This is a genomic window from Caulobacter sp. FV1ye13L, from assembly GCF_058681155.1.
Genome location: NZ_CM178732.1, coordinates 4,070,062 through 4,095,933, shown reverse-complemented (window position 1 = coordinate 4,095,933; position 25,872 = coordinate 4,070,062). Strand labels below are relative to the sequence as shown.

The window sequence follows — 25,872 nt, the reverse complement described above, 5'->3', positions numbered from 1 at the left end:
GCAATGTTCGATTAACCTTGCGCGCCGACTCTCCGGCCATGGCCACCCAGACCACCCACGCCTTCGCCAGAACCGACCGCACGGCGATCGGCATCTGGTGGTGGACGACTGATCGCTGGCTGCTTGGAGCCACGGCGATTTTGGTCACCCTGGGCGTGCTGCTGTCGTTCGCCTCCAGCCCGGCGGCGGCCCAGCGGATCGGCATCGACGACCAGTTCCATTTCGCCCTGCGCATGTGCGTCTTCGCCAGCGCCTCGGCGGTGATCCTGCTTGGGACCTCGATGCTGTCGCCCAAGGGCGTGCGGCGCACGGCCTTCTTCGTCTATGTGGCGGCCATCGCGGTGATGATCGCCCTGCCGTTCATCGGCCACAACGCCAAGGGCGCCACCCGGTGGGTGCAGTTCGCCGGCTTCACCCTGCAGCCTTCGGAGTTCATGAAGCCGGCCCTGATCGTGCTGGTCTCGTGGATGTTCGCCGAGGGCCAGAAGGGCGAGGGGGTACCGGGGGTGTCGATCGCCTTCCTGCTGTACGCCATCGCCGTGGGCCTGCTGCTGATCCAGCCCGATGTGGGCCAGACCGTGCTGATCACCGTGGCCTTCGGGGCGGCGTTCTGGATGGCCGGAGTGCCGATCAGCTGGATCATGGGCCTGGGCGGGGTCGCGGTGGCGGGACTGTTCTCGACCTATTTCCTGTTCGACCACGTGCATGCCCGGGTGCAGAAGTTCCTCAGCCCCGACCAGGCCGACACCCACCAGATCACCCGCGCCGCCGAGGCCATCCACGCCGGCGGCTTTTTCGGACGCGGCCCGGGCGAGGGGGTCATGAAGCGCCACGTGCCCGACCTGCACACAGACTTCATCTATTCGGTCGCCGCCGAGGAATATGGCCTGGTGTTCTCGCTGTCGCTGATCGGCCTGTTCGCCTTCGTGGTGGTGCGCGGCATGATGAAGGCCATGAAGCTGAACGACACCTTCGAGCAGGTCGCCGCCGCCGGTTTGTTCGTGCTGGTGGGCCAGCAGGCCATGATCAATATCGCGGTGAACTTGAACATGATCCCGACCAAGGGCATGACGCTTCCGTTCATCAGCTACGGGGGATCGTCGATGCTGGCTATGGGACTGACTTTGGGCCTGGCCCTGGCCCTGCTGCGCAAGCGCCCCGGCGCCTATGGCCCCTCCGGCGAGTTTACCCAGGGCGGCGCGTTCAACTGACATGAGCAAGCTTGTTGTCGTCGCCGCCGGGGGTACCGGCGGTCACATGTTCCCCGCCCAGGCCCTGGCCGAAACCCTCGGGGCCCGAGGCTGGCGCGTGGTGTTGGCCACCGATGATCGCGGCGCGATCTATGCCGACAAGTTCCCGGCCGAAGAGCGTCTGGCCCTGTCGGCCGCCACGGCCAAGGCCGGTGACCCGATCGGCATGCTCAAGGCCGGCTTCGTGGTCGCCCAGGGCGTGCTGCAGGCGAGAGCTGCCTTCAAGCGCCTGGATCCGGCCGTGGTCGTGGGTTTCGGCGGCTACCCCGCGCTTCCCGCCTTGCTCGGCGCCCTGACCCAGGGCCGCCCCACGGTGATCCACGAGCAGAACGCGGTGCTGGGCCGGGTCAACCGCTTCCTGGCTCCCCGGGTCACCGAAGTGGCCTGCGCCTTCCCGATCCTGGAGAAGGCCGCGCCCGCCGTGAAGGCCCGCGCCCATGTCGTGGGCAACCCCGTGCGCCCGCCGGTCCGCGCCCTGTTCGACGTGCCCTATCTGCCGCCGGAAGTGCAGCTGCGCATCCTGGTCACCGGCGGCAGCCAGGGCGCCCGCCTGCTGTCGGAACTGATCCCCGAGGCCATCGCCAAGCTGCCCGAAGAGATGCGCGGCCGCCTGAAGGTCTTCCAGCAGGCCCGGGCCGAGAGCCTGGAACACGCTCGCAAGGTCTATCGCAACGCCATGGTCGACTGCGAGGTCGCGCCGTTCTTCCGCGACATGGCCGGCTATCTGCGCCAGTCGCACCTGGTGATCGGCCGCTCGGGCGCCTCGACCTGCACCGAACTGGCCGTCGCCGGCCGGCCCTCGATCCTGGTCCCCCTGAAGATCGCCGCCGACGACCACCAGCGCTTCAACGCCCGCCTGCTGGAAGAAGCCGGCGGCGCCGCCGTGTGCTTCGAGGACGAGCTGACCGTCGACGCCATGGCCGGGGCCCTCAACGCCTTGCTCAAGAACCCCGAGCGCCTGGCGCGGATGTCGGACGGCGCGCGGTCAGTGGCCAAGCCCAACGCGGCCGAGGAATTGGCGGATCTGGTGGAGCGGACGGCGCGCGCCTGACGCACTCGAAAGTTGCTATTTTGTTCTCGTTGCCCTAGGTTGAAGCCGGCTGGGCGACAGGGGGCGGCATGTGCGACTGGGACGCTGTACCGTTCGAGTATTTCGCAACGCGGGTTGTCCACTTTCGGGACTTCGACGGCGAAGAGCGGGATTTGCCGATCCGCTTCGAACTGGCTCACACCGTCGAGCCTTCGCCCTACTGCGACACCTGCGAGACGCACTGGGCGAGGGCGTCCTTCACCTTCCTGGGTCAACAGCACAGACTGCGCGGTATCGGCGAAGATCACATCGTGGCGCTGTCCCGCGCCATGCGCCTGAGTGGCGTGGTGCTGATGCGCGCCGCCAAGGAGCGTAGCGTGCCGCTCTACGAATACACGCCGGGCGACACCAAGGCGCCCACCGACCTGTTCAAATGACCGAGCCGCGCCGCTCTTGCCCTCTCCAAAATCACCCCGGAAGGCCCAGACGCTGAAATCCCGCGTGCTTCCGATACGGTTCTGGGTCTAGTCTTCAAAAAAAATGCGCGGGGGAACAATCATGAAGAAGGCCATAGGCGCTCTTGTCGTCGTCGGAGCCTGTGTCGTTGGCCTGGCGGCCTGCGACAAGGTCGGGTCAAAAACGGGGGCGGGCGCCAAGACGGCGGTCGTCGACACGGAATATCCCGAGCGGGTCTATTGGGGCGACACCCACCTGCACACCAGCAATTCGGTCGATGCGTTCGGCTTTGGCGTGCGCCTGGGCTCGGAGGAGGCGCTGCGGTTCGCGCGCGGCGAAGAGGTGACCTCGACCGGCGGCCTGAAGGCCAAGCTGGCCCGGCCGCTGGACTTTCTGGTCATCGCCGACCATTCCGATGGCCTGGGCTTCACCCGCAAGATCTATGACACGCCGGCCTTCCTGCTGCGCAATCCGCTGTTTCGCCGCTGGCATGACCTGATGCATGAGGGCCCTGAGGGCTCGATGAAGGCGACGGGCGAACTGATCGACGCCGCCGCCAGCGGCTCGCTGCCGGCCAACATCAGTGATCCCAAGCGCTCGGCCAAGACGACCCGCTCGATCTGGAACGACCACGTCTCGATCGTCGAGCGCTACAACGACCCGGGCAAGTTCAGCGCCTTCATGGGCTTCGAATACACCCTGATGCCCAAGGGCGACAATCTGCACCGCGTGGTGATGTTCCGCGACGGCAAGGCCGAGGCCTCCAAGGTCGTGCCCTATTCGTCCCTGGTCGGCACCTCGGCCGCGATGCTGTGGGACTATATGGACGGCTACGAGAAGACCACCGGCGGCAAGGCCCTGGCCATTCCGCACAATTCCAACGTCTCCAACGGCCTGATGTTCGAGCTGACCGGTCCTGACGGCGGCCCGATGTCGGCCGACTATGCCCGCCGCCGCGCGGCCCGTGAGCCGCTGGTCGAGGCGACCCAGATCAAGGGCGACAGCGAGTCTCACCCCTTCCTGTCGCCGAACGACGAGTTCGCCAGCTTCGGCGACGCGGGCTGGGACCTGGGCAACCTGCCCATGTCGTCCAAGAAGACGCCTGACATGTTCGCCGGCGAATATGTCCGCGAGGCCCTCAAGCGCGGCCTGGCGATCGAGGCCAAGACCGGGGTCAATCCCTACAAGATGGGCATGATCGGCTCGACCGACTCCCACACCGCCCTGGCGACGGCCGACGAGGACAATTTCTTCGGCAAGCATTCGGCCGTTGAGCCGCGCGCCGGCCGGGCGATGGAGCCGCAGAACCTGGGCACGCGCGAGGGGCGTAGCGGCTATCACTATCTGGCGGGCGGCTATGCCGCCGTCTGGGCCAAGGCCAATACCCGCGCGGCGATCTTCGATGCGATGATGCGGCGCGAGGTCTATGCCTCGACCGGTCCGCGCATGCAGGTGCGGGTGTTCGGCGGCTGGGACTTCACCGCCAACGACCTGAAGACCAACTGGGTCAAGGCCGGCTATGCCCGTGGCGTGCCGATGGGCGGCGACCTCAAGGCCGGGGCCGGCAAGGCGCCGGTGTTCATCGTCTCGGCCCTCAAGGACCCGATCGGGGCCAATCTGGATCGCGTCCAGATGGTCAAGGGCTGGGTCGACAAGGCCGGCGTCACCCACGAGCAGATCTATGATGTGGTCTGGAGCGACCCGGCCCGCCGGGCGATGACGGGCGGCAAGGTCCCTCCGGTCGGCGACACCGTCGATCTGGCCACCGCCACCTATGCCAACACCATCGGCGCGCCGGAGCTGACCACGGTGTGGACCGATCCCGATTTCGACCCGACCCTGAAGGCCTTCTACTATGTGCGGGTGATGGAGATCCCGACCCCGCGCTGGGTGGCCTATGACGCCGTGCGCTACAAGGTGAAGATGGGCCCGGAGGTGCGGATGAAGGACCAGGAGCGGGCCTACACCTCGCCGATCTGGTACACGCCCAAGGCCTGACGGATGACGCTACGCGAACGCCTGGTCCAGGGTCTGCGCGAGCCCCTGGTCCAGTTCCTGCTGGCCGGGGCCGTGATCTTCATGGTCTTCGCCCTGGCCGGCGGCGGTCCCGATCCGGGTGAGCGCCGCATCGCGGTCGACGAGGCGCGGGTCCAGCGCATCGTCACCCTGTGGATGCAGACCTGGCATCGCCCGCCGACACCGGCCGAGCTGGACGGGCTGATCGGCGAGTATGTCCAGGAGGAGGTCTATTATCGCGAGGCCCTGCGCCTGGGTCTGGATCGTGACGACCCGGTGATCCGGCGACGGCTGCGCTCGAAGATGGAGTTCCTGGCCGCCGACCAGCTGGAAAGCGTCACCCCGGCCGATGATGTCCTGAAGGCCTGGATGCAGGCCCATCCGGCGCTCTACGTCCCGGATGCCAAGCTCAGCTTCGAGCAGATCTATGTCGGCTCGGCCACCGACCGCGACGCCGCCGAGGCCCGGGCCGCGACGATCCTCACCCGCCTGGCGGCCGGCGCGTCGCCGGCTCAGCTGAGGCAACCCCTGTCGCTGCCGACCACCCTGTCCGAGGCCTCCCGTTCCGAGGTCGACAGGCAGTTTGGCGAGGCGTTCTCCGCAGGCCTGTTGCGCGCGCCGACCGGCCGCTGGACGGGTCCGGTCGCCTCGGGCTTTGGCCTGCACGTGGTCAAGGTCACCGCCGTGAAGCTGGGGCCGCCGCCCGCGCTGGATCAGGTACGACAGGCGGTCGAGAATGACTGGCGCGCCGCCACCCGCGCCGAGCGGGAGGCCAAGGCCTATCAGGACCTGCTCAAGGGCTATGACATCGTCATTGCGCGGCCCGAATGACATTGCTGCGTCTGGCCGCCCTGGTTCTGGCCTGGCTGACGCTCGCCGGCGTGGCCCGGGCTGACGATCTGCGGCCCGGCTATCTGGAGCTGACCCAGACCTCGCCTACGGCCTGGAAAATGGTCTGGAAGGCGCCGATCCGCGGCGGTCTGGCGACCCACGCCGCGCCCAGCCTGCCGGCGCAATGCCGGTTGCAGCCGCCGTCGCGCGACCTGATCGCCGGGGCGCTGGTCGAGGTGGCAAGCTTCGACTGTCCCCGGGGGCTGGAAGGCCAGACCGTCGGCCTGACCGGGCTGGACGCGACCTTCACCGACGCCCTGGTGCGGATTGCGCCGCTGGGGCGTCCGGTTCAGGTCGGCCGCCTCACGGCCGACCGACCGCTGATGGAGGTGCGGGCGGCGCCCGACCGCTTGCAGGTGGCCCGGACCTATCTGGTGCTCGGCGTGGAACACATCCTGGCCGGCTATGATCACCTGCTGTTCGTCCTGAGCCTGGTGCTGCTGCTGCGCGGCGGCATGCGGATCGCCAAGACCGTGACGGCCTTCACGCTCGCCCATTCCCTGACCCTGGTCGCCACCTCCCTGAACCTGATCAGCCTGCCGCGTCAGCCGGTGGAGATCTGCATCGCCCTGTCGATCGTGTTCCTGGCCGTCGAGATCGTGAAGTCACGGCCCGAGGGGCCGCCGCGCCTGTCGGAACGGGCCCCCTGGCTGGTGGCCTTCGCTTTTGGGCTGCTGCACGGGTTCGGGTTCGCCGGGGCCCTGGCCGAGATCGGCATGCCCGAGCGCGAGGTCCCCACCGCCCTGCTGACCTTCAATATCGGCGTCGAGATCGGGCAGCTGATCATCGTCGGGGCCGGACTGCTGGTGCTGGAGATGATCCGCCGCTTCGCCCCGCAACACCGTCGCCTCTTTCAGCGCAGCGCCGCGTACGGCATCGGCGTCACGGCCGCCTACTGGTGCATTGTCCGCATTCTGGGCTGACACCGCTAAGGGGCGACGGGGATCATCACCTCGTTGCGCCGCATGAACCACGGGGTCCAGGGCGGATTGTACTGCGCCAGCGACGCGGGCCCGGTCGCCCGCAGCTGGCGGGCCGACAGGCGTTTCTTCAGGTCGGCGGTCTTGGCCTCGACCGTGTCCGCTCCGGCCAGGCCGGAGAAGCGCAGCACCGCCAGGCGTGACGCCGGAACGAGGCGAAGCTTCACCTGGGGGTCGTTCGGCTCAGGCAGGGCTTCCAGGCTGTAGCGGCTGGGCATGGTGAACCTCACCACCCACTGGCCGGCGCTCTGGGTCTGGGTGACCGGCGCCGTCATGGCGATGGTCTGGCCGGCCGGCGCCTGGGCGACCGGCGCGGTCATGGCGATGCTCTGGCGCGTCCTGTTGCCGCCGAAGATATAGCCGGCCAGCAGTCGAAAGCCGCGACTGGCCGCTTCTTTCTGATCGCCGCTGACGGTCACTTCGGCGACCACCAGGGCCGGATAGTCGCGAACGTCAAAGTCGCCCTCGTGGAGGACGACCTTAAAGGCAGGTTCTTCAACGGCCATGGCCACGGTTCCCAGAAAGACTGCCGCAAGCACTGCGGTCATGGCCATGCGTCTCAGGATCATGCTCATGCCTTTTCCCCCGCCGGGCGCCCGGCGACCACACTAACACCGGACTGAACGGCCCGGGCCTGACTTCGTTGCGCGGGCAAGACCGGCCCGATCCAGACGGATCGGCGTCAGCCGGGCGGCGCCTCTGAGAGGGTCGAGAACAGCACCGCCAACTGTACCGGTTTGGCGACCGTGGCGCTCGCGCACTCAAGAGTTGCCACTTTGTTCTCATCCCGCTAGGCTTGTGTCACGGGGATGGGAGCAGGGCGATGCGGCCGCCTTTTACCTATGTGAGATGGCCGCACCGGCCCCGGGTGATCGGCCCCCGGTTCATTCCCTATCTGGACGCGGACGGCGACCGCTGCGAGGCGTCCGTCCGCATCCGCATGGGTGCGCGCGAGTTCAGCACCTTCGAGCACGTGAAAGGCTTCGAGCAGGACGAGCCTTTTGACGACCTGTTGGGCCGGTTCTGGGTCGAGATCGACGGCCACCGCTGGGCCAAGACGTTTCGGGGCAGCGACGACATCCACCTTCTGCGGCTCTGTATGTGGTTCGCCGGCGACTGGCTGATCCGCACCGCAGAGGAGGAGGGCCTGACCCTGCTGTCAGGCAGCGAGGCGCCGGTGACGACATGGCCCCAGCTGTTCGCGGCGCGCCCATGACGGCGGTGGTCGAGGATCTGGTGCTGGGACCGCGTGCGATCTCCTTTTGCCGGGTGGCGCGCGCAGGCGCCGCCGCCGCCAATGATGATGACGATGAAGAGGGCTCGGTCCTGATGACCCTGCGGTCCCTGGCGGCTGACCAGGTCATCGGCTGGGCCGACCTCGACCTCGACGGTCAGACCGCCCGCCTTGAGACGCGCGGCGCCGACGAGCTGCAGGTCACCTATGAGCTGATCCAGCTGTCGGGCGCCTGGCTGATCGAGACCGCCAGGGCGCGGGGCCTGGTGCTGTTCGCGTGGGGGCAAACGCCGGTCGTCGCGCCGATGGACGTGTTTGTGCTGTGAGGGGGCTTCCCCTTGTGGGAGAGCGGGCGAAGGGCCGGGTGATGGTGACCTGATGGCGCCGGCGCCCACATCGTTGGAAGGTGGCCTCGCGTTCAGACCCGATGATCCCCGTCATCCCGGGACTTGTTCCCGGGACCCATTTGTCCGCGGTACGGGCGATGAAGGGGTGTTCGACGGCGGGGCGGCTGAACCATGGGTCCCGGGAACAAGTCCCGGGATGACGGGCAGGGGGCTCTTCAGCAGTTCTCCGTCGTTCGGCCGAGCTCTATCCCCGCGCTCCAACGGGGATACTGGCCTCTTCGCCCCAACAACTTCAACGCCCTAGCCCCGCCACACAGCGTCACAATCCAAAATCGACGCAGCCCCCTGCAAAACGCCCGCATACTTCTCCTCGCTTCATCGCAAGGGGAGGGCGTCCAGCTGGCGACCTGACGGGCGGTGGAGGCGGTTGTGCGGGTCGTGCCCGTCGGTCGTCGTTGAAGGCCCGATGGGGTCTGGCGGAGCGGGGCGGTCCTGCGGGGCGCAGCGCGATGAAGCCGGACCCGACCGTCGGGAACTCCCTTTGGCGATGCCTGCACGGGCACTGCAGGCGCGGGCTGAAATCGCCCGCGCGGTCCGGAAGGGTCGCTATCCCTTCCGCCCGCCAGGGGCCTAGCTACCGGAGCGGGTTAAAACCCCGCCAGCCCGGCGATGCTCCTGACCAACAACCGCGCGGAGCGCTCCGGCCACGGCCGAAACGGTACTCCAACTACACTCATCCGGGCCTGGCCCGGACGCTCCGCCGCCTCCCCAACCCGCCGGTGAATATCGGCGGAGATGCGAACCTGTGCGCCCATTTCGGGGCCGCACCTATGCGGAGAGGACGATGACGTCTGATGATTTTGAAAGCGCACTAGGAAAATTCCGGAGCGACGCGGCGGCCGAGGTGCTGCGGCAGGCGATCCGGGATCTGGAAACGAAGTTTGATCCCAACCAGCCACGGGCGCCGGTCGGGAGTTCGAACGGCGGGCAGTGGGTCGATACGGGCCGCGGTGGTGGTGGAGGCGCCAAGCTACACAAGCCGTCCAAGGCGAGCCCGAAGCCGAAGATGCGGCGGCGGCTGGTGCAAGCCGCCCGTGTGCTGGCCAGCCATCCTCAAGCTGGGCCTCTCGCTCAGGCGGCTGGGCTCCCGGCACTCGCCGGAGGCGTCGCGCTGACCCGCGCGATCGGTGATTTCGATAGCCGGACAACCGGTCGGGAGAAGACGCCGTTCCTGAAGTTGCCAACCCCAAGCCTGAACCTGAGAGTGACGGATGAAGTTGTTGGCGCGGGACGCAAGAAGCCGCGGATTCGAAAGTGGCGGCCCGGAGTGGGAAAAACGTCCATTAATATCGAGGACGATTGCGATGAGTTGTATTTCTCTGACGAGATAAAATGCAAAACGTATTCAATAATGTACGGAAAGGGTAAGTCTCAAAAGGAGGCTATATACGCTCAATGCATGGCTTCCGCTGCAGAGCGACATGCGACGTGCATGCGTTTTGGCATCAATGCTGTTAGTTTGCCGCTCTTTGACGGGAGGTCGTTGAAATGAGTTTGCGAGAATTAGGGCCTAGAAGTGTTCCCTACATTGGCGCTGACGGAGAGGAAGGGGCCGGCGCAATTCTCATCAGGTTTGGTGCGCCAACCTATATCGATATTGACGAGGACGAACCCATCGAGCGCCAGACGGGCGATCTAGAGGTCCAGCTTGCCGGTCGACGATACAAATTCACCGCGAACGGAGCCGACGATCTTCAGGTGGCATTCTATCTGATGCGCGTCGCCGGCGCCTGGCTTATTCGCGTGGCCGAAGAGGAGGGACTTACCCTCTTCGTAGATCGTCGAACCCCTATCGAAGAGCCCTTAGACCTCTTCGACAGCTGACGATCAGTCGCCCCTCAAGGCTCCGCCCCCGTCTCGATCAGCGGCCGGGCCAGGCCCACCGCCTGCTCGACGCTGGTCGCCACCGGAACCCCGGCGAACGGCTTCCAGCCGTCGCAGACCACCTTGGCCGCCGCGTCGTCGGCGCCGCCGGGCGGGATCGGGGCGGCGGGGCGCTGGTCGCCGGTGACCGGGCCTTCGCGGCCGCCGGCGCGGATGCTGCCGAAGCCGGCATGGGCGATGGTGCGAGCGTCGCAGTCGATGACCTCGTGACGCCAGCCGCCCCAGTATTCATCGGCCCCGGCCTTGAAGCCGCCTTCGGTGACCTGCAGCACGCGCAGTTTCGCGGTGCGGCCGGTCCACTGGACGCTGGTCAGATCGACGAAGACGGCGAAGCGGCCGACGTCGGCCAGCCGCAGCTCAAGCGGGGCGGGGGAGGCGGTTTGGGCGAGTGTTGGCGTTGTCCACACAACCAGCGCCAACAGGGCGTTTCGCGTCGCGCGCAAATGGTCTAATCGGCTTTTCATGATCCAGCGTCGACGCCCCGTACCCTTCGAACTCGGCCCCGTGCACTTCATCGGCATCGGCGGCATCGGCATGTCCGGCATCGCCGAGATCATGCTGCGTATCGGCTACACCGTTCAGGGCAGCGACGCCAAGGCGTCGGCCAATACCGAGCGGCTGGAAAAGCTGGGCGCGCGGATCTTCGTGGGCCATGACGCGGCCAATGTCGAAGGCGCTTCGGCCATCGTCTATTCGACGGCGGTCAAGGCCGACAATGTCGAGATGGCGGCCGGCCGCGACAAGCGCCTGCCGCTGGTGCGCCGGGCCGAGATGCTGGCCGAGCTGATGCGCCTGCAGTTCTCGATCGCCGTGGGCGGCACGCACGGCAAGACGACGACGACCTCGATGGTCGCCGCCCTGCTGGACGCCGGCGACCTGGACCCGACCGTGGTCAATGGCGGCATCATCAACGCCTATGGCACCAACGCCAAGGTCGGCGAGGGCGACTGGATCGTCGTCGAGGCCGACGAGAGCGACGGCTCGTTCCTGAAGCTGAAGTCGACTGTGGCCATCGTCACCAATATCGACGCCGAGCATCTGGACCACTGGGGCACCTTTGACGCGGTCAAGAAGGGCTTCCAGGACTTCATCGAGAACATCCCCTTCTATGGCTTTGCGGCGGTCTGCACCGACCATCCGGAAGTCCAGGCCCTGACCGCCCGGATCGAGAACCGCCGGCTGGTGACCTATGGCGTCAATCCTCAGGCCGAGGTGCGGGTCTCCAACATCCAGATGGGCCCCGACGGCTCGGTGTTCGACATCATCGTCTCGCCGCTGGCGGGCGATCCAGTGCGCTATGACGGGCTGAAGATGCCGATGGCCGGGCACCACAATGTGCTCAACGCCACTGCCGCCGTGGCCGTGGCCCGCGAACTGGGCGTCGACGCCGACGCCATCCGCGCCGGTCTGGCCAGCTTCGGCGGGGTCAAGCGCCGCTTCACCACCACCGGCGTGGCCGGCGGGATCCGCGTGGTCGACGACTATGGCCACCACCCGGTCGAGATCGCCGCCGTGCTCAAGGCCGCCCGCGCCGTGACCCCGAACGGCAAGGTGATCGCCGTGGTCCAGCCGCACCGCTTCACCCGGCTGCGCGACCTGATGACCGAGTTCAGCTCGTGCTTCAACGACGCCGACACGGTGATCGTCGCCGACGTCTATACGGCCGGCGAGAGCCCGATCGAGGGCATCGACCGCGACGCCCTGGTCGAGGGCCTCAAGAAGTTTGGCCACCGCCGGGCCCTGCCGCTTGAAAACCCCACGGCCCTGCCGCGCCTGATCGCCGCCGAAGCCGTCAGCGGCGACCTCGTCGTGCTGCTGGGGGCCGGCGACATCACCACCTGGGCCTATGCCCTGCCGGGGCAGCTGGAAGCGCTGGCGACGTGAGCGCGGGCGAAGTGAGCTGGAAGGCGAACCTCCCCGCCGTTCGCGGCAAGCTGCTGTTTGACGAGCCGCTCGGCCCGTTCACCTGGTTCCGGGTCGGCGGCCCGGCCGAGGTGCTGTTCCTGCCGGCCGACGCCGACGACCTGCGCGACTTCCTGATGGCTCTGCCGCCCGAGGTTCCGGTCCAGGCGCTGGGCGTCGGCTCCAACGTCATCATCCGCGATGGCGGGGTCGAGGGCGTGGTCATCCGCTGCGCCGGGCGGGCCTTCGGCGAGGTCACGGTCGATCTCGAGGAAAACCTGATCATCGCCGGTCCGGCGGCGCTGGACGCCTCGGTGGCCCGGGCGGCGGCGAGGGCGGGGCTGGGCGGGCTCGAATTCTATGTCGGCATCCCGGGCACGGTCGGCGGCGCCCTGACCATGAACGCCGGCTGCTATGGCCGCGAGACCAAGGACATCCTGGTCAGCGCCTGGGGCTATGACCGCTCCGGCGAAATGCGGGTCTGGAGCAACGAAGACTTCGGCTTCACCTATCGGCACACGGAAGTCCCGCCCAACAGCATGTTCTGGGTGCAGGCGATGTTCCGGGGCACGCCCGACGATCCGGCCGATGTGCGCGATCGCATGGCCGAGATCACCGCCCGCCGCGAGACCACCCAGCCGATCCGCGAAAAGACCGGCGGCTCGACGTTCAAGAACCCGCCGGGCCATTCCTCGTGGAAGCTGGTCGACGAGGCCGGCTGGCGGGGCAAACCGTTTGGCGGGGCGATGTTCTCGCCGCTGCACAGCAACTTCCTGATCAATACCGGCGAGGCTACAGCCGCCGACCTGGAAGGCCTGGGCGACGCGGTTCGGGCTGATGTGCTGGCCAAGACCGGCATCCAGCTGGACTGGGAAATCAAGCGGATCGGACGGCCTTAGCCCGCAAGATGCTTCCCCTTTGGGGGAGCTGTCGCGGAGCGACTGAGGGGGCTCGCTGGGCACGGGCCGCGCTGGCCCCCTCCGGCCCTCCGGGCCACCTCCCCCAGAGGGTGAGGATCATTCAGCCAATGCTGACTGTCCCGGGCGCGCCGCGATGCTATGACAGGTCAAATTTCGGAGAATCTTCGCGCATGTTCCGCACCCTGCTGACCGCCGCCGCCGTATCCGCCCTTCTGGTCGGTGGGGCCCAGGCCCAGACCGCCCCTCAGGCAAAGTCGGGGCTCAAGACCCTGTTCGCAGGCAAGTCCGCCGCGCCGGCCGCTGCGCCGGTTTCGCCCGAGGCCGTCGCCGTCGGCCTGCGCGACAAGGCCCTGCGCGATCACCTGGCCTGGGACATCACCGAGGACCTGACCACCACTATCGGTCCGCGCCTGGTCGGTTCGCCGGCCATGGAAAAGGCCAAGGACTGGGGCGTGGCCCAGTTCAAGGCCCTGGGCTTCACCAACATCAAGGTCGATGAGTTCGCCAAGCCGTCCTGGACGCGTGGCGAGGAGAGCGCCTGGCTGATGGCGCCCTATGCCATGAACCTCAACCCCGTGGGCCTGGGCCGCACGATCTCGACCCCGCCCGAAGGCGTCGAGGCCGAGGTGGCGCTGTTCAAGACCTATGCCGAGATGATCGCCGCGCCGGAAGGCGCGCTGAAGGGCAAGATCGTGGTCATCACCCAGCCGATGGTCAGGGCCCAGGACGGGGCCGGCTACGGCGTCGCCGGCATCTCGCGCCGGGCCGGTCCGGTGGAGGCCGCCAAGCGCGGCGCCGTGGCCATGCTGATCCGCTCGATCTCGACCTCGGATTCCTCGGTGCCGCACACCGGCAGCACCGCCAATGGCGAGGGCGTGGTGACCATCCCCGCCGCCGCGATCGGCGTGCCGGAAGCCGAGCAGCTGGAGCGTCTGGCCGCCAAGGGCCCGCTGCGCATCAAGCTGAAGCTGCAGTCCAGCTTTGATGCCAAGGACGTGGCCTGGAACATCTCGGGCGACATCCAGGGCTCGGAAAAGCCTGACGAAGTGATCGTCATCGGCGGCCACCTCGACAGCTGGGATGTCGGCACCGGCGCCCTGGACGACGCCACGGGCATCGCCATCACCACGGCGGCCGCCAAGCTGATCGGCGACCTGCCCAGGCATCCCAAGCGCACGATCCGCGTCGTGATGTGGGGCTCTGAAGAAAGCGGCGGCTCGTCGGACGCCTATCTGGCCGCCAACAAGGACGCGCTGTCGAAGATCGTGCTGGCCGGCGAGAGCGACACCGGCGCCGACCGCATCTACAGCTTGCAGGTTCCGGCCGGCGCGCTGGACCATCCAGTGATCAAGACCGCGACCCGCGTGCTCATGCCGCTGAAGATCTATCTGGACCGCGCCCCCGCCGCCCATGGCGGCGCCGATATCGGCGCGATCGAGGAGGCCGGCGTGCCGGTGATCAACCTGAACCAGGATGCCAGCCGCTACTTCGACTATCACCACACAGCCGATGACACGCTCAACAAGGTGGACCCGATCCAGCTGGCCCAGAACGTGGCCGCGTGGGCCAGCTTCCTCTATCTGGTGGCCGACAGCGACATCGACTTCCGGGCGCTGAAGCCGGCGACGGCGGCGGCGCACTAAACGCTATCTTGTCATCCCGGAAGCCTCGCAGAGGCTATCGGGGACCCAGGAGCAACCGCACTGCATTTGCCCCTGGGTCCCGGCTCTCCCCCCGGCCTTCGCCGGCGTGCGGCCGGGATGACAAGGAATATTGGCAGGACCGCCGTCGCTCACTAGGAGTGGCGCTTAACTTCAGCGCTTCGTCGAGCCCCTCCATGACCCAGCCGAACACCGACGCCCCCCTGGCCGGCCGCCACATCGCCGTCCTGCTGGGCGGTCCGTCCTCCGAGCGCGAGGTCAGCCTCGTCTCGGGACGGGAATGCGCCGACGCGCTGGAGCGGCTGGGGGCCAAGGTCACCCGCGTCGATCCCGGCAAGGACGTGGCCCAGGTGCTGACAAAGGTCGCGCCGGACCTGGTCTTCAACGCCCTGCACGGCGAATGGGGCGAGGACGGCTGCGTCCAGGGCGTGCTGGAGACCCTGAAGATCGGCTACACTCACTCGGGCGTGCTGGCCTCGGCCCTGGCGATGGACAAGGCCAAGGCCAAGGCCGTGCTGGCTGCGGCGGGCGTGATCGTGCCCGGCGGCGGTCTGTTCAATCGACATATCGCCGCACGCGACCATGTGATGCAGCCTCCCTACGTTGTGAAGCCCAATGCCGAGGGATCTTCGGTTGGGGTATTCCTGGTTTTCGAAGGCGCCAACCGGCCGCCGCAGGAATTGGCAATGCCCACATGGACTTACGGCGAAGAGGTGATGATCGAGCCCTATATCCGCGGGCTGGAGCTGGCCGTCGCCGTGATGGGTGAGTCAAATGGTCCCAAGGCCCTTGCGGTGACCGATATTCGCTCGTCCACAGGTTTCTATGACTACGACGCCAAGTACTCCGAGGGCGGTTCCATCCATGTTTTGCCGGCCCCAATCCCTGACAGCGTAAGGGATAGGGCCATGCGGATGGCCGAGCTTGGCCACACAGCTCTTGGTTGCCAAGGCGTAACCCGGTCTGACTTCCGTTATGACGACATTAACGACCTTCTGGTCCTTCTAGAGGTCAATACGCAACCCGGCATGACACCGACTTCGCTCGCACCTGAGCAAGCCGCCCACGTCGGGATTTCGTTTGATCATTTAGTGCTCTGGATCGTGGAGGACGCTTATGCCCGCTGTAGTGCGGGGGGGACCGCCTAAGCCTAGGCGCCCTCGGGCCGAAGTGCCCGCAAGTCCGAACAAGGCTCGTTCGGCTCCGCCCAAGGGCGCGCAGCCGGCTGCGAAACTGCGCGCCGCCAAGGGCGTGGGCTTGTCGCCCGCGTTCGCTTTGGGGGTCGCCGGCGTAGCGCTTGGCCTTGGGCTTGTGGTGATGCTCGCGACCGGCCATCGGGCCGAGCGCCTCGTCACGGCTGCACGCCAGGGCGTGGACGGTGAGTTCGCGTCCGCCGGCTTCAAGCTCAAGACCCTGCACGTCCAGGGCGCCTCGGCCCAGGCTGACGCGGACATCCGACGCGCGTCGGGGCTGTATCTGGACCAGCCGACCCTGGGCCTGGACCTGGCCGAGATCCGCCAGCGCGTCGAGATGGTGGGCTGGGTCAAGGAAGCCAAGGTCGTGCGCCTGCTGCCCGATACGGTGCTCATCGCGGTCGAGGAACGTCCCGCCCTGGCCGTCTGGCAGAGTGGCGGCCGCATGCGTGTCATCGACGGCGAGGGGCGCGTGATCAGCGAGGCCGACGCCTCGCAGTTCCCGCAATTGCCGCTGGTGGTAGGGCAGGGCGCCGATCAGGCCGCCGGCGCCATCCTGCCGGCTGTCGCCGCCCGTCCGCGTCTTCGCGATCGTCTTGAAGCGCTGGTGCGCGTCGATGATCGCCGCTGGGATCTGCGCCTGAAAGACGGATCTCTGATCCAGCTTCCGGCGATCGACGAAGAATCCGCACTGATCCAGCTGGATCAGTTGGACCAGAGACAGCGAATCCTGGATTTGGGGTTTGCGCGCATCGATCTGCGCGATCCCGATATGGTGGCTGTGAGACCCCGTGATGCGGCTCTGCCTGGGCAGACCGTGGCAGGCGGGGCGTAGTGTGATGGTGTTGGGGTGACGATAGCGATGTCGCGACTGGAAGATCGGAAACAGGCCCGTGACGGCTTGAAGGCGACGCTCGTTCGTCAGCCTGCGGTCGCGGCTGTCGATCTGGGCGCGTCCAAGGTCACCTGCTTCATCATGAAGGCCGACGGCATTCATCGTGACAACCGCACCCTGACCACAGCCGGCGTCGGCTATGTGCAGTCGCGCGGCGTTCGCGGCGGCGCGATCGTCAACCTGGACGAGGCCGCGCAAGCGATCGCCCAGGCTGTCGAGCGCGCCGAGACCGTGGCGGGCGTCAACGTCCAGGGCGTCAGCGTCTGCACCGCCGGCGGCCAGCTGGCCAGCAACCGCGTCCACACCCAGGTGTCCCTGGGCGCCCGGCCGATCGCTGACGGCGACCTGTCGCGCGCCATCGCCTCGGCCCTGGCCCAGGTCAAGATTCCCGGCCGCAAGCCGATCCACCTGCTGCCCATCGCCTGGTCGGTGGACGGCCAGCGCGGCATCCGCGATCCGCGCGCCATGTTCGGCCGCGCGCTGGGCCTGGAACTGCTGGTCGTCTCGATCAACGAAAACGTCTTCCACACCCTGGCCCACTGCGTCGAGCGCGCCCACCTGTCCTTCGAAGGCGTGGTCGCCGCGCCCTTCGCCTCGGCCCTGGCGGCCCTGGAAGAGGACGAGATGGACCTGGGCGCGGTCTGTATCGACATGGGCGGCGGCTCGACCTCGGTGGCGGTGTTCAACAACGGCGCCCTGTGCCACGTCGACAGCCTGGCCGTCGGCGGCGGGCACGTGACCCAGGATATCGCCCGCGGCCTGCAGACCTCGGTCGCCGGCGCCGAGCGCATCAAGACCCTGCACGGCAGCGCCATCGCCTCGGCCAACGAAGACCGCGAGATGATCGAAGCCCCGCCGCGCGGTGATGATCCGGGCGCCGGTCCGGTGATCGCGCCGCGCTCGCTGCTCAAGGGCATCATCCAGCCGCGCGTCGAAGAGACGCTGGAACTGCTGCGCGAGCGCCTGAAGGCCTCGGGCGCCCCGGTCGAGCCGGGCGCGGGCATCGTGCTGACCGGCGGCGCCAGCCAGCTGGCCGGCGTGCGCGAGGTGGCCGTGCGCGTCTTCGATCGTCCGGTCCGTCTGGGCCGTCCGCGCCGGGTGCCGCATCTGGCCGACGCGGCCTCGGGTCCGGCCTTCTGCGCCGCCGCCGGCGTGCTGCATCGCTCGGCCTTTGGTCCGCGCGAAGTGGTGTCTCCGAAGGCTCTGGCGACGGCCGCCTTGCGCAAGCGACCCATGGACCCCAACGCCAGTCCGATGGCTAAGGCCGCCGCCTGGCTGCGCGACAACCTTTGACGCCCTCTCTTGACGGTTGTCGCCGGCGGTCACGCTTGAACGCGTGGTCAAGCTCTCGACGTGTCGCGAAATAGACCGCAGCGGCGTTCGGTCGCATCAACTATCAAGAACCCTCCGGAACCCTTGGACTCCCAAGAGATTCTGTTGATGGAGCAAGAATTCTGCTCAGGCAGCGCTCGACGTGTCCCCGACTCATATTATGCAGTTAACCGCCGATTAACGATGGTGGTTGTTCTGTTAACCCAATCGTCGAGGCGTTCCCGACGGTTGAACCGCCGGGGTCCTGTTTGACGATTTCGGCGTAAGGTCGCGAGGGTTCCATGGCTATTTCTCTTTCAGCGCCGCGCACCACTGAGCTGAAGCCGCGTATCGTCGTGTTCGGCGTCGGTGGCGCGGGCGGCAATGCGGTCAACAACATGATCGAGGCAGGCCTCGAAGGTGTTGAGTTCGTGGTCGCCAACACTGACGCGCAGCAGCTTCAGTTCGCCAAGACCGACCGTCGCATCCAGCTGGGCGTGCAGGTCACGCAGGGCCTGGGCGCCGGCGCCCACCCCGAGGTGGGCATGAGCGCCGCCGAAGAAAGCTTCCCCGAGATCGGCGAGCACCTGGACGGCGCTCACATGGTCTTCATCACCGCCGGCATGGGCGGCGGCACCGGCACCGGCGCGGCCCCGATCATCGCCAAGTGCGCCCGCGAGCGCGGCATCCTGACGGTGGGCGTGGTCACCAAGCCCTTCCACTTCGAAGGTCGTCACCGCATGCGTCTGGCCGACGCCGGCATCGGTGAGCTGCAACGCTATGTCGACACCCTGATCGTCATTCCCAACCAGAACCTGTTCCGCGTAGCCAATGAGCGCACGACCTTCGCCGAAGCCTTCGGCATGGCCGACCAGGTCCTGCACTCGGGCGTTCGCTCGATCACCGACCTGATGGTCCTGCCGGGCCTGATCAACCTCGACTTCGCCGACGTCCGCACGGTCATGACCGAAATGGGCAAGGCGATGATGGGCACCGGCGAGGGCACCGGCGAAGACCGCGCCCTGATGGCCGCCCAGAACGCCATCGCCAACCCGCTGCTGGACGAAGTCTCGCTGAAGGGCGCCAAGGCCGTGCTGGTCAACGTGACCGGCGGCATGGACATGACGCTGCTGGAAGTCGACGAAGCCGCCAACGCCATCTCCGATCAGGTCGATCCGGAAGCCAACATCATCTTCGGCGCGGCCTTCGATCCGTCGCTGGAAGGCGTGATCCGCGTCTCAGTGGTCGCCACCGGCATGGACGGCGCCTCGATCGCCCAGATCGAGCCCAAGCCCGTCACCCGCAACACCACGACCGCCCCGCTGATCGTCGACACCACCCGTCCGGTCCCGCAGCCTGAGCCGGCCCGTCCGACCTCGCGCTACGAAGCGCGTCCGTTCGATCGTCCGGTGGCCCAGTCGACCACCTACGCGCCCGAGTCCGCTTACGAGCCCGAGCCGGAAGTTGTCGCTGAAGCGCCGCAAGCCGACCTCTATTTCCAAGAGCCTGTCGTGTCCGAGGCCGCCCCCGAGCCTCGTATCACCACGCCGGCTCCGCGCACCGTGACCCGGATCGTCGATCCGATGGTCGACGACGTTGAGGAAGCGCCGCTCTACACCGAGCAGCACTATGCCGACCGGCAGCCGCAGAAGTCCGGTGGCTGGATGAGCCTGTTTGGTGGCGGTCGCCAGCGCTACGACCAGCAACCTGCGCCGCAACAGCAGCCGCAGGCGCGTTCGACCTCCAACGCCCGCCCGACCCTGCAACCGCTCGAGTCGCAACAGGTCGATGAAGGCGAGGATCTCGAGATCCCGTCGTTCCTGCGTCGCCTGGCGAACTGATCGGTTCGATCAAGGTCTGAAGTCTGAAGCGCCCGGGGTGAAAGCCCCGGGCGTTTTGCTGTTTGGGTCGCTAGATCCTCCCCCTCTGGGGGAGGTGGCTCGGAGGGCCGGAGGGGGGTAGCTCTGAGATGGCGGCGACGGCCCCCTCAGTCGCTCCGCGACAGCTCCCCCCAGAGGGGGAGCATCTGCCATCTGGATCTGTTACAAACCTGGCACATCCTGCCAATTCTCCACCCAAATAGGTCACATGAAGCTCAGCCGCGCCGATCGGAAAATCCTCGAGATCCTGCAGCAGGACGGCAAGATCTCGAATGTTGATCTGGCCGAACGGGTCGGGCTTTCGCCAAGCCCCTGCCTGCGCCGCGTCAAGCAGCTGGAGGCTTCGGGCCTGATCTCCGGCTATGTGGCGCTGCTGGATCGCCGCAAGGCCAGTCTGGACCTGCTGGCCTATGTCGAGGTTCAGGTCGATCGCCACAGCGAAACCGCCGCCGAAGCCTTCAAGGAAGCGGTGCTGCGCGAGCCCCTGGTCGTCGGCTGCTATGCCATGACCGGCGGCTATGACTATCTGCTGCGCGTGCTGGCCCCCAATCTCGACGCCTATGCCGAGTTCACGATGAAGCGCCTGCTGAAGATGCCGGCGGTCAAGGGCATCCAGTCCAGCTTCGTGCTGGAGACGATCAAGGACTCACCGGCCCTGCCGCTGGATTTTCTGGATTAGGCGGGCGTTACAGCCCTTCCTCCAAGCCGTCATTCCCGCCCTTGTGGCGGGAATGACGGAAGTTTATTGGGCCTGGGTCGTCGGCATTTTATGGCGATATAGGTGATCTAGCTAGCATAATGTGACCGGATTGGTCGTAGGCTGGGTCATAATCGACAGGTTCTGACTTTTCCTCCGCGCTATCCTGACCGCTGTTCATTCGAGGAGCGGTTTTCATGCTGGTTGTCGACCAGAAGCCCCTGGCTTCGGCCGTCCCGTCGCCCGTTCGCGCGGCGCTGGAAACCGTTCAGGCCTATCGCTCGGGCATGACCCTGGCCGAGGCCGGTCGGCGCACCGGCCGCGACACCTTCTCCAAGCTGGCCAGCAACGAAAACCTGCTGGGCGCCAGCCCTACGGTGGCCGCCGCCGTCCAGGCGGCTCTGGCCTCGCCCGAGATCTATCCCGACCCCTATTGCGAGACCCTGCGCGGCGCCCTGGGCGCGCATCTGTCGGTCGACCCGGCCCGGATCGTGGTGTCGCCGGGCTCCGAAGCCCTGATCGACTATCTGTTCCGCGCCGTCATCGCGCCGGGCGAAACGATCCTGCTGTCGACCCCGACCTTCCCGGCCTACGAGATCTTCGCTAAGTGCGCCGAGGCGACCATCGTCGACGTGCCGCGCCTGGCCAATTTCGACCTCGACGTCGAGGCCTTCAAGGTCGAGGCGGCCAAGGGGCCCAAGCTGCTGGTCCTGTGCACGCCCAACAACCCGACGGGCAACGCCCTGACCGGCGTCGATATCGGCGAGATCCTGGCGGTCACGCCCTGCTCGACTGTGGTGTTCGTGGACGAGGCCTATCGCGAATATCACGAGGCCTTCAACACCTTCGCCCTGCTGGAAGCCTGGGGCGGTCCCTGGGTGTCGGCCCGCACCTTCTCCAAGGCCTATGGCCTGGCCGGCCTGCGGGTGGGCTATGGCGTCGCTTCGTCGGCGCAGCTGGTCGGCTATCTGGATCGCCTGCGGCCCCCCTTCAACGTGACCTCGGTTAGCCAGGCCGCCGCCCAGGCCGCCCTGGCGGATGTGGACCACCTGCAAAGCACCGTGGCCCTGACCATCGCCGAGCGCGGCCGGGTCGAGGCGGCGCTGGACGCCATGGGCATCGAGCACACCCGGAGCGAGGCCAATTTCGTGTTTCTGCGCTCGCCGGCGGGCCCGGAAGCCACGACCGCGCGCCTGTTGCAGGAAGGGCTTATCATCCGTCCGACCCCGGTGGCCGGCGGCTGGGTTCGCATCACCATCGGCCGTCCAGCCGACAATGACCGCCTGATCGCCGCCTTGCCGGCCGCGCTGGCCAACTGAGCTTCGGAGAGACCTCATGTCCATGACCCCCGAAAATCCCTTGGGCCTCGACGGCTTCGAATTCGTCGAGTTCACCAGCCCCGATCCGGCCGCCATGAAGGCGCTGTTCGAGGCCCTGGGCTTCGTGCCGGCCAGCAAGCACCCGACCAAGGCCGTGACCCGCTACAAGCAGGGCCGCATCAACCTGCTGGTCAATGAAGAGACCACCGGCCAGGTCGCCGAGTTCCGCGCCGCCCACGGCCCGTCGGCCAACGGCATGGCCTTCCGCGTCGAGAATGTGGAAGCCGCCTATGCCGAGGCGCTGAAGCGCGGGGCCGTCGCCGCCGACGCCAGCAAGACCTTGCTGGGCGAGGGCGCGCGGGTGCTGGAAGGCATCGGCGGTTCGATGCTGTATCTGGTTGAGCGCGCCGGTGATCCGGGCACGATCTATGACAGCTGGGACCAGGTTCCCGGCGCCGCAGAGGCCGAGGCCAGGAACAATGTCGGCCTGGATCTGCTCGACCACCTGACCCACAACGTCAAGCGTGGCCAGATGAGCACCTGGTCGACCTTCTATCGCGATGTCTTCGGCTTTGAGGAGCAGAAGTATTTCGACATCAAGGGGCAGGCCACGGGTCTGTTCAGCCAGGCGATGATTGCGCCCGACAAGGCCATCCGCATTCCGCTCAACGAGAGCCAGGACGATCACAGCCAGATCGAGGAATTCATTCGCCAGTACAACGGCGAAGGCATCCAGCACCTGGCCCTGACCACGCCGGACATCTACGACACCGTCGAGAAGCTGCGCGCCCGGGGCGTCAAGCTGCAGGACACCATCGAGACCTATTACGAGCTGGTCGACAAGCGCGTGCCCGGCCATGGCGAGGACCTGGAACGGCTGCGCAAGAACCGCATCCTGCTGGACGGCAATGTCGGTGAGGAAGGCCTGCTGCTGCAGATCTTCACCGAAAACCTGTTTGGCCCGATCTTCTTCGAGGTCATTCAGCGCAAGGGCAATCAGGGCTTCGGCAACGGCAACTTCCAGGCCCTGTTCGAGAGCATCGAGCTGGACCAGATCCGCCGCGGCGTGATCACGGTCGAGGCTTAGGCCGCCTCCGAATTCCCCTTCCTTGTCATCCCGGCCGAAGCGTAGCGTAGAGCCGGGACCCAGGGGCAACCGCAGTGCGCCGGCCCCTGGGTCCCGGACAGCCTCTGCGAGGCTTCCGGGATGACAAGGTTTAGTTGCTGATCGCCAAGGCTTGGGAACGCACATGGACCTCAAATACCAATCCGGCTTCGGCAACCACTTCGCCACAGAGGCCGTCCCCGGCGCCCTGCCGGTGGGCCAGAACTCGCCGCAGAAGGTTCCGTTCGGGCTCTATGCCGAACAACTGTCGGGCGCGGCCTTTACGGCGCCGCGTCACGAAAACCGCAGAAGCTGGCTCTACCGCCTGCGGCCCAGCGCCGGTCATGGCCGCTATGAGCCCTATGCCCAGCCGAGCCTGGCCAGCGGGTCGTTTGACGGGCCTGTCACGCCCAATCGCCTGCGCTGGGACCCGATCGAGATCCCCGCCGAACCGATCGATTTCGTCGACGGCCTGCTGACCCTGGCCGGCAATGGCGACGTGGCGACCCAGGCCGGGATCGGCATCCATCTGTATCTGGCCAACACGTCGATGACGGACCGGGTGTTCCAGGACGCCGACGGCGAGCTGCTGATCGTGCCGCAACAGGGCGTGCTGACCCTGGTCACCGAGCTGGGCGTCCTGACCGCCGGCCCCGGCGAGATCGCCCTGATCCCGCGCGGCGTCCGCTTCCGGGTCGAGGTCGACGGACCCTCGCGCGGCTATGTCTGCGAGAACTATGGCGCGGCCTTCAAGCTGCCTGACCTGGGGCCGATCGGCGCGAACGGCCTGGCCAATCCGCGCGACTTCGAGACGCCGGTCGCAGCCTTCGAGGATGTGGATGCCCCAACGCAGGTGATCCAGAAGTTCCAGGGGGCCCTCTGGTCGTCGCAGTGGGATCACAGCCCGCTGGACGTGGTGGCCTGGCACGGCAATTTCGCGCCCTGCAAGTACGACCTCTCGCGCTTCAACACGATCAACACCGTCAGCTTCGACCATCCGGATCCGTCGATCTTCACGGTGCTGACCTCGCCCAGCGAGATCCCCGGCACGGCCAATTGCGACTTCGTGATCTTCCCGCCGCGCTGGATGGTGGCCGAGCACACGTTCCGGCCGCCCTGGTTCCACCGCAACGTGATGAGCGAGTTCATGGGCCTGGTCACCGGCGCCTATGACGCCAAGGCCGGCGGCTTCTCGCCCGGCGGGGCCAGCCTGCACAACGCCATGAGCGATCACGGCCCCGATCTGGCCAGCTGGCAGGGCGCGGTGGCGGCCGATCTGAAGCCGCACCGGATCGAGAACACAATGGCCTTCATGTTCGAAAGCCGATGGGTGCTCCGCCCCACGCGATTTGCTCTGGAGCATTGCGCACTTCAGGCCGACTATGACGCCTGCTGGTCGGGCTTCCCCAAGGCCGTCCTGCCTTAACGATAACGATAACGAGGAAGCGCCCATGAAGCTCGCGTCTCTCAAAGGCGGCCGTGACGGCCGTCTGGTGGTGGTCTCCAACGACCTGGCCTGGTTTACCGACGCGGCGACGATCGCGCCGACCCTGCAGGCGGCGATGGATGACTGGGGACGCTGTGAAGCCCTGTTGCGCGGCCTGGCCGAGAGCCTGGAGCACGGCGGCGTTCCCAAGGAGCGTTTCCACGAGCATGAGGCCGAGAGCCCCTTGCCCCGGGCCTATCAGTGGCTGGACGGCAGCGCCTATGTGAACCACGTGCAGCTGGTGCGGCAGGCGCGCGGCGCCGAGATGCCCGAGACCTTCTGGACCGATCCGCTGATGTACCAGGGGGCCTCCGACGGCTTTCTGGGCCCGCGCGACGAGATCCCGCTGGCCGACGCCGCCTGGGGCTGCGACCTGGAAGGCGAGATCGCCGTGATCGTTGGCGACGTGCCGCTGGGCGCGACCCGCGAGGAGGCCCTGGCCGCCATCCGCCTGGTGATGCTGTGCAACGACGTGTCGCTGCGCAACCTGATCCCGGCCGAGCTGGCCAAGGGTTTCGGCTTTGTGCAGTCCAAGCCGGCCAGCGCCTTCTCGCCGGTCGCCGTCACGCCAGCCCTGCTGGGCGATGCGTGGAAGGACGGCAAGTTGCACGGCGCCCTGCTGGTCAGCCTGAACGGCGATGACTTCGGCAAGGCCGACGCCGGGGTCGACATGACCTTCGACTTCGGGACCCTGGTGGCGCATGCCGCCAAGACCCGCGGCCTGGCGGCCGGCACCATCGTCGGCTCGGGTACGGTCAGCAATCGCGGGGCCGACCAGGGGCCGGGCAAGCCGGTCGCCGAGGGCGGCCTGGGCTATTCCTGTCTGGCCGAGCTGCGCACCGTCGAGACCCTGGTCCACGGCAAGGCCAGCACGCCGTTCCTGCTGGGCGGCGACACCGTCCGGATCGAGATGAAGGACGCCAAGGGCCACACGATCTTCGGGGCCATAGAGCAGACGGTCGAGCGGGTTTGAGTCCGGAAGGCGAACAGGTCGAAGCGGCTGGACGGGTCTGGGCGACGCGGGCCGGGATCAGTCTGGGTCCGCTCGACCTGATCGCCGACGGGGCGGCGCGCAATTATGTGCTGCAGATCGGCGACAAGCGCTTCCACGGCTTCGTGGTCCGGCGGGGGGAGGCGGTGTTCGGCTATGTCGACCGCTGTCCGCATGCCGGCCTGCCGCTGGCTCAACAGCTTGATCAGTATCTGACGCCGGACGGCGGGCTGATCGCCTGCTCCTGGCACGGAGCGATGTTCACGGTCGAGGCGGGGGCCTGCGTCGGCGGTCCCTGCGTGGGGGCGAAGCTGTCGCCCTGGCCGGTGGAGGTCCGCGAGGGGCGAGTGGTGACGGCTTAGCC

Annotated in this window: 25 protein-coding genes and 1 pseudogene; 24 read left to right on the top strand and 2 right to left on the bottom strand. The window is 67.2% G+C overall.

Going from position 1 to position 25,872, the window contains the following annotated elements; all coding sequences use genetic code 11:
- The first annotated feature begins 38 nt into the window (after positions 1-38).
- From ftsW to ACW176_RS19740, 6 genes are all read left to right on the top strand, one after another.
- Entirely contained in the window at positions 39-1,211 is a 1,173-nt protein-coding gene (gene ftsW, locus ACW176_RS19765) for a putative lipid II flippase FtsW (protein ID WP_492111975.1), read from the top strand.
- A 1-nt stretch (position 1,212) separates the two neighbouring features.
- On the top strand, positions 1,213-2,301 hold the full coding sequence (gene murG / locus ACW176_RS19760; protein ID WP_492110343.1) for an undecaprenyldiphospho-muramoylpentapeptide beta-N-acetylglucosaminyltransferase: 1,089 nt from the start codon (positions 1,213-1,215) through the stop codon (positions 2,299-2,301).
- A gap of 68 nt (positions 2,302-2,369) precedes the next feature.
- A complete protein-coding gene (locus ACW176_RS19755) occupies positions 2,370-2,717 on the top strand; it encodes a hypothetical protein (protein WP_492110342.1) in 348 nt (115 codons plus the stop codon).
- 121 nt (positions 2,718-2,838) lie between these two features.
- On the top strand, positions 2,839-4,734 hold the full coding sequence (locus ACW176_RS19750) for a DUF3604 domain-containing protein (protein ID WP_492110341.1): 1,896 nt from the start codon (positions 2,839-2,841) through the stop codon (positions 4,732-4,734).
- A 3-nt stretch (positions 4,735-4,737) separates the two neighbouring features.
- Positions 4,738-5,583, top strand: a complete 846-nt coding sequence (locus ACW176_RS19745) for a peptidyl-prolyl cis-trans isomerase (protein ID WP_492110340.1) — start codon at positions 4,738-4,740, stop codon at positions 5,581-5,583.
- Entirely contained in the window at positions 5,580-6,566 is a 987-nt protein-coding gene (locus ACW176_RS19740; protein ID WP_492110339.1) for a HupE/UreJ family protein, read from the top strand. The genes ACW176_RS19745 and ACW176_RS19740 overlap by 4 nt, the downstream gene beginning before the upstream one ends.
- Before the next feature lie 5 nt (positions 6,567-6,571).
- Here ACW176_RS19740 and ACW176_RS19735 read toward each other — a convergent pair whose 3' ends face one another.
- Positions 6,572-7,198, bottom strand: coding sequence for an SOUL family heme-binding protein (locus ACW176_RS19735; RefSeq protein WP_492110338.1), 627 nt, complete (start codon positions 7,196-7,198; stop codon positions 6,572-6,574).
- A gap of 248 nt (positions 7,199-7,446) precedes the next feature.
- Here ACW176_RS19735 and ACW176_RS19730 point away from each other — a divergent pair, with 248 nt between their 5' ends.
- From ACW176_RS19730 to ACW176_RS19715, 4 genes are all read left to right on the top strand, one after another.
- Positions 7,447-7,839: a hypothetical protein gene (locus tag ACW176_RS19730; protein ID WP_492110337.1), complete on the top strand. Its 393-nt coding sequence runs from the start codon at positions 7,447-7,449 to the stop codon at positions 7,837-7,839.
- The gene (locus ACW176_RS19725) at positions 7,809-8,183 is read left to right on the top strand and encodes a hypothetical protein (RefSeq protein ID WP_492110336.1); all 375 of its coding nucleotides are present in this window, start codon (positions 7,809-7,811) and stop codon (positions 8,181-8,183) included. The genes ACW176_RS19730 and ACW176_RS19725 overlap by 31 nt, the downstream gene beginning before the upstream one ends.
- 865 nt (positions 8,184-9,048) lie before the next feature.
- Positions 9,049-9,756, top strand: coding sequence for a hypothetical protein (locus ACW176_RS19720; RefSeq protein ID WP_492110335.1), 708 nt, complete (start codon positions 9,049-9,051; stop codon positions 9,754-9,756).
- On the top strand, positions 9,753-10,088 hold the full coding sequence (locus ACW176_RS19715) for a hypothetical protein (protein WP_492056851.1): 336 nt from the start codon (positions 9,753-9,755) through the stop codon (positions 10,086-10,088). The genes ACW176_RS19720 and ACW176_RS19715 overlap by 4 nt, the downstream gene beginning before the upstream one ends.
- A 14-nt stretch (positions 10,089-10,102) precedes the next feature.
- Here ACW176_RS19715 and ACW176_RS19710 read toward each other — a convergent pair whose 3' ends face one another.
- Positions 10,103-10,612, bottom strand: coding sequence for a hypothetical protein (locus tag ACW176_RS19710; RefSeq protein WP_492110334.1), 510 nt, complete (start codon positions 10,610-10,612; stop codon positions 10,103-10,105).
- Here ACW176_RS19710 and murC point away from each other — a divergent pair.
- From murC to ACW176_RS19640, 14 genes and pseudogenes are all read left to right on the top strand, one after another.
- Positions 10,611-12,032: a UDP-N-acetylmuramate--L-alanine ligase gene (gene murC / locus ACW176_RS19705; protein ID WP_492110333.1), complete on the top strand. Its 1,422-nt coding sequence runs from the start codon at positions 10,611-10,613 to the stop codon at positions 12,030-12,032. The genes ACW176_RS19710 and murC overlap by 2 nt on opposite strands.
- 11 nt (positions 12,033-12,043) lie before the next feature.
- Positions 12,044-12,949 (top strand): UDP-N-acetylmuramate dehydrogenase, encoded by a 906-nt coding sequence (gene murB / locus ACW176_RS19700; protein ID WP_492111974.1) that lies wholly within the window; start codon positions 12,044-12,046, stop codon positions 12,947-12,949.
- 191 nt (positions 12,950-13,140) lie between these two features.
- The gene (locus ACW176_RS19695; RefSeq protein ID WP_492110332.1) at positions 13,141-14,613 is read left to right on the top strand and encodes a M20/M25/M40 family metallo-hydrolase; all 1,473 of its coding nucleotides are present in this window, start codon (positions 13,141-13,143) and stop codon (positions 14,611-14,613) included.
- A 194-nt stretch (positions 14,614-14,807) separates the two neighbouring features.
- Complete coding sequence (locus ACW176_RS19690) at positions 14,808-15,779, top strand: D-alanine--D-alanine ligase (protein ID WP_492110331.1); 972 nt, start codon at positions 14,808-14,810, stop codon at positions 15,777-15,779.
- Positions 15,748-16,659 carry a cell division protein FtsQ gene (ftsQ, locus tag ACW176_RS19685; protein ID WP_492110330.1) on the top strand — a complete coding sequence of 304 codons (912 nt, stop codon included), beginning with the start codon at positions 15,748-15,750 and terminating at the stop codon, positions 16,657-16,659. Before ACW176_RS19690 ends, ftsQ begins: the two co-directional genes overlap by 32 nt.
- A gap of 27 nt (positions 16,660-16,686) precedes the next feature.
- Entirely contained in the window at positions 16,687-18,012 is a 1,326-nt protein-coding gene (ftsA, locus tag ACW176_RS19680; protein ID WP_419252011.1) for a cell division protein FtsA, read from the top strand.
- 320 nt (positions 18,013-18,332) lie between these two features.
- Positions 18,333-19,871 (top strand): cell division protein FtsZ, encoded by a 1,539-nt coding sequence (ftsZ, locus tag ACW176_RS19675; protein WP_492110329.1) that lies wholly within the window; start codon positions 18,333-18,335, stop codon positions 19,869-19,871.
- Positions 19,872-20,118: 247 nt separating this feature from the next.
- Positions 20,119-20,589: an Lrp/AsnC family transcriptional regulator gene (locus tag ACW176_RS19670; RefSeq protein WP_419320762.1), complete on the top strand. Its 471-nt coding sequence runs from the start codon at positions 20,119-20,121 to the stop codon at positions 20,587-20,589.
- Positions 20,590-20,804: 215 nt separating this feature from the next.
- The gene (hisC, locus tag ACW176_RS19665; protein WP_492110328.1) at positions 20,805-21,926 is read left to right on the top strand and encodes a histidinol-phosphate transaminase; all 1,122 of its coding nucleotides are present in this window, start codon (positions 20,805-20,807) and stop codon (positions 21,924-21,926) included.
- Between the two features lie 16 nt (positions 21,927-21,942).
- Positions 21,943-23,013: a 4-hydroxyphenylpyruvate dioxygenase gene (gene hppD / locus ACW176_RS19660; RefSeq protein WP_492110327.1), complete on the top strand. Its 1,071-nt coding sequence runs from the start codon at positions 21,943-21,945 to the stop codon at positions 23,011-23,013.
- An 11-nt stretch (positions 23,014-23,024) separates the two neighbouring features.
- Positions 23,025-23,147: pseudogene (locus ACW176_RS19655) on the top strand (hypothetical protein).
- Between the two features lie 29 nt (positions 23,148-23,176).
- Positions 23,177-24,457, top strand: coding sequence for a homogentisate 1,2-dioxygenase (gene hmgA, locus ACW176_RS19650; RefSeq protein ID WP_492110326.1), 1,281 nt, complete (start codon positions 23,177-23,179; stop codon positions 24,455-24,457).
- 25 nt (positions 24,458-24,482) lie between these two features.
- Positions 24,483-25,490: a fumarylacetoacetate hydrolase family protein gene (locus ACW176_RS19645; protein WP_492110325.1), complete on the top strand. Its 1,008-nt coding sequence runs from the start codon at positions 24,483-24,485 to the stop codon at positions 25,488-25,490.
- A complete protein-coding gene (locus ACW176_RS19640; RefSeq protein WP_419320768.1) occupies positions 25,487-25,870 on the top strand; it encodes a Rieske (2Fe-2S) protein in 384 nt (127 codons plus the stop codon). Before ACW176_RS19645 ends, ACW176_RS19640 begins: the two co-directional genes overlap by 4 nt.
- Positions 25,871-25,872 lie beyond the last annotated feature (2 nt).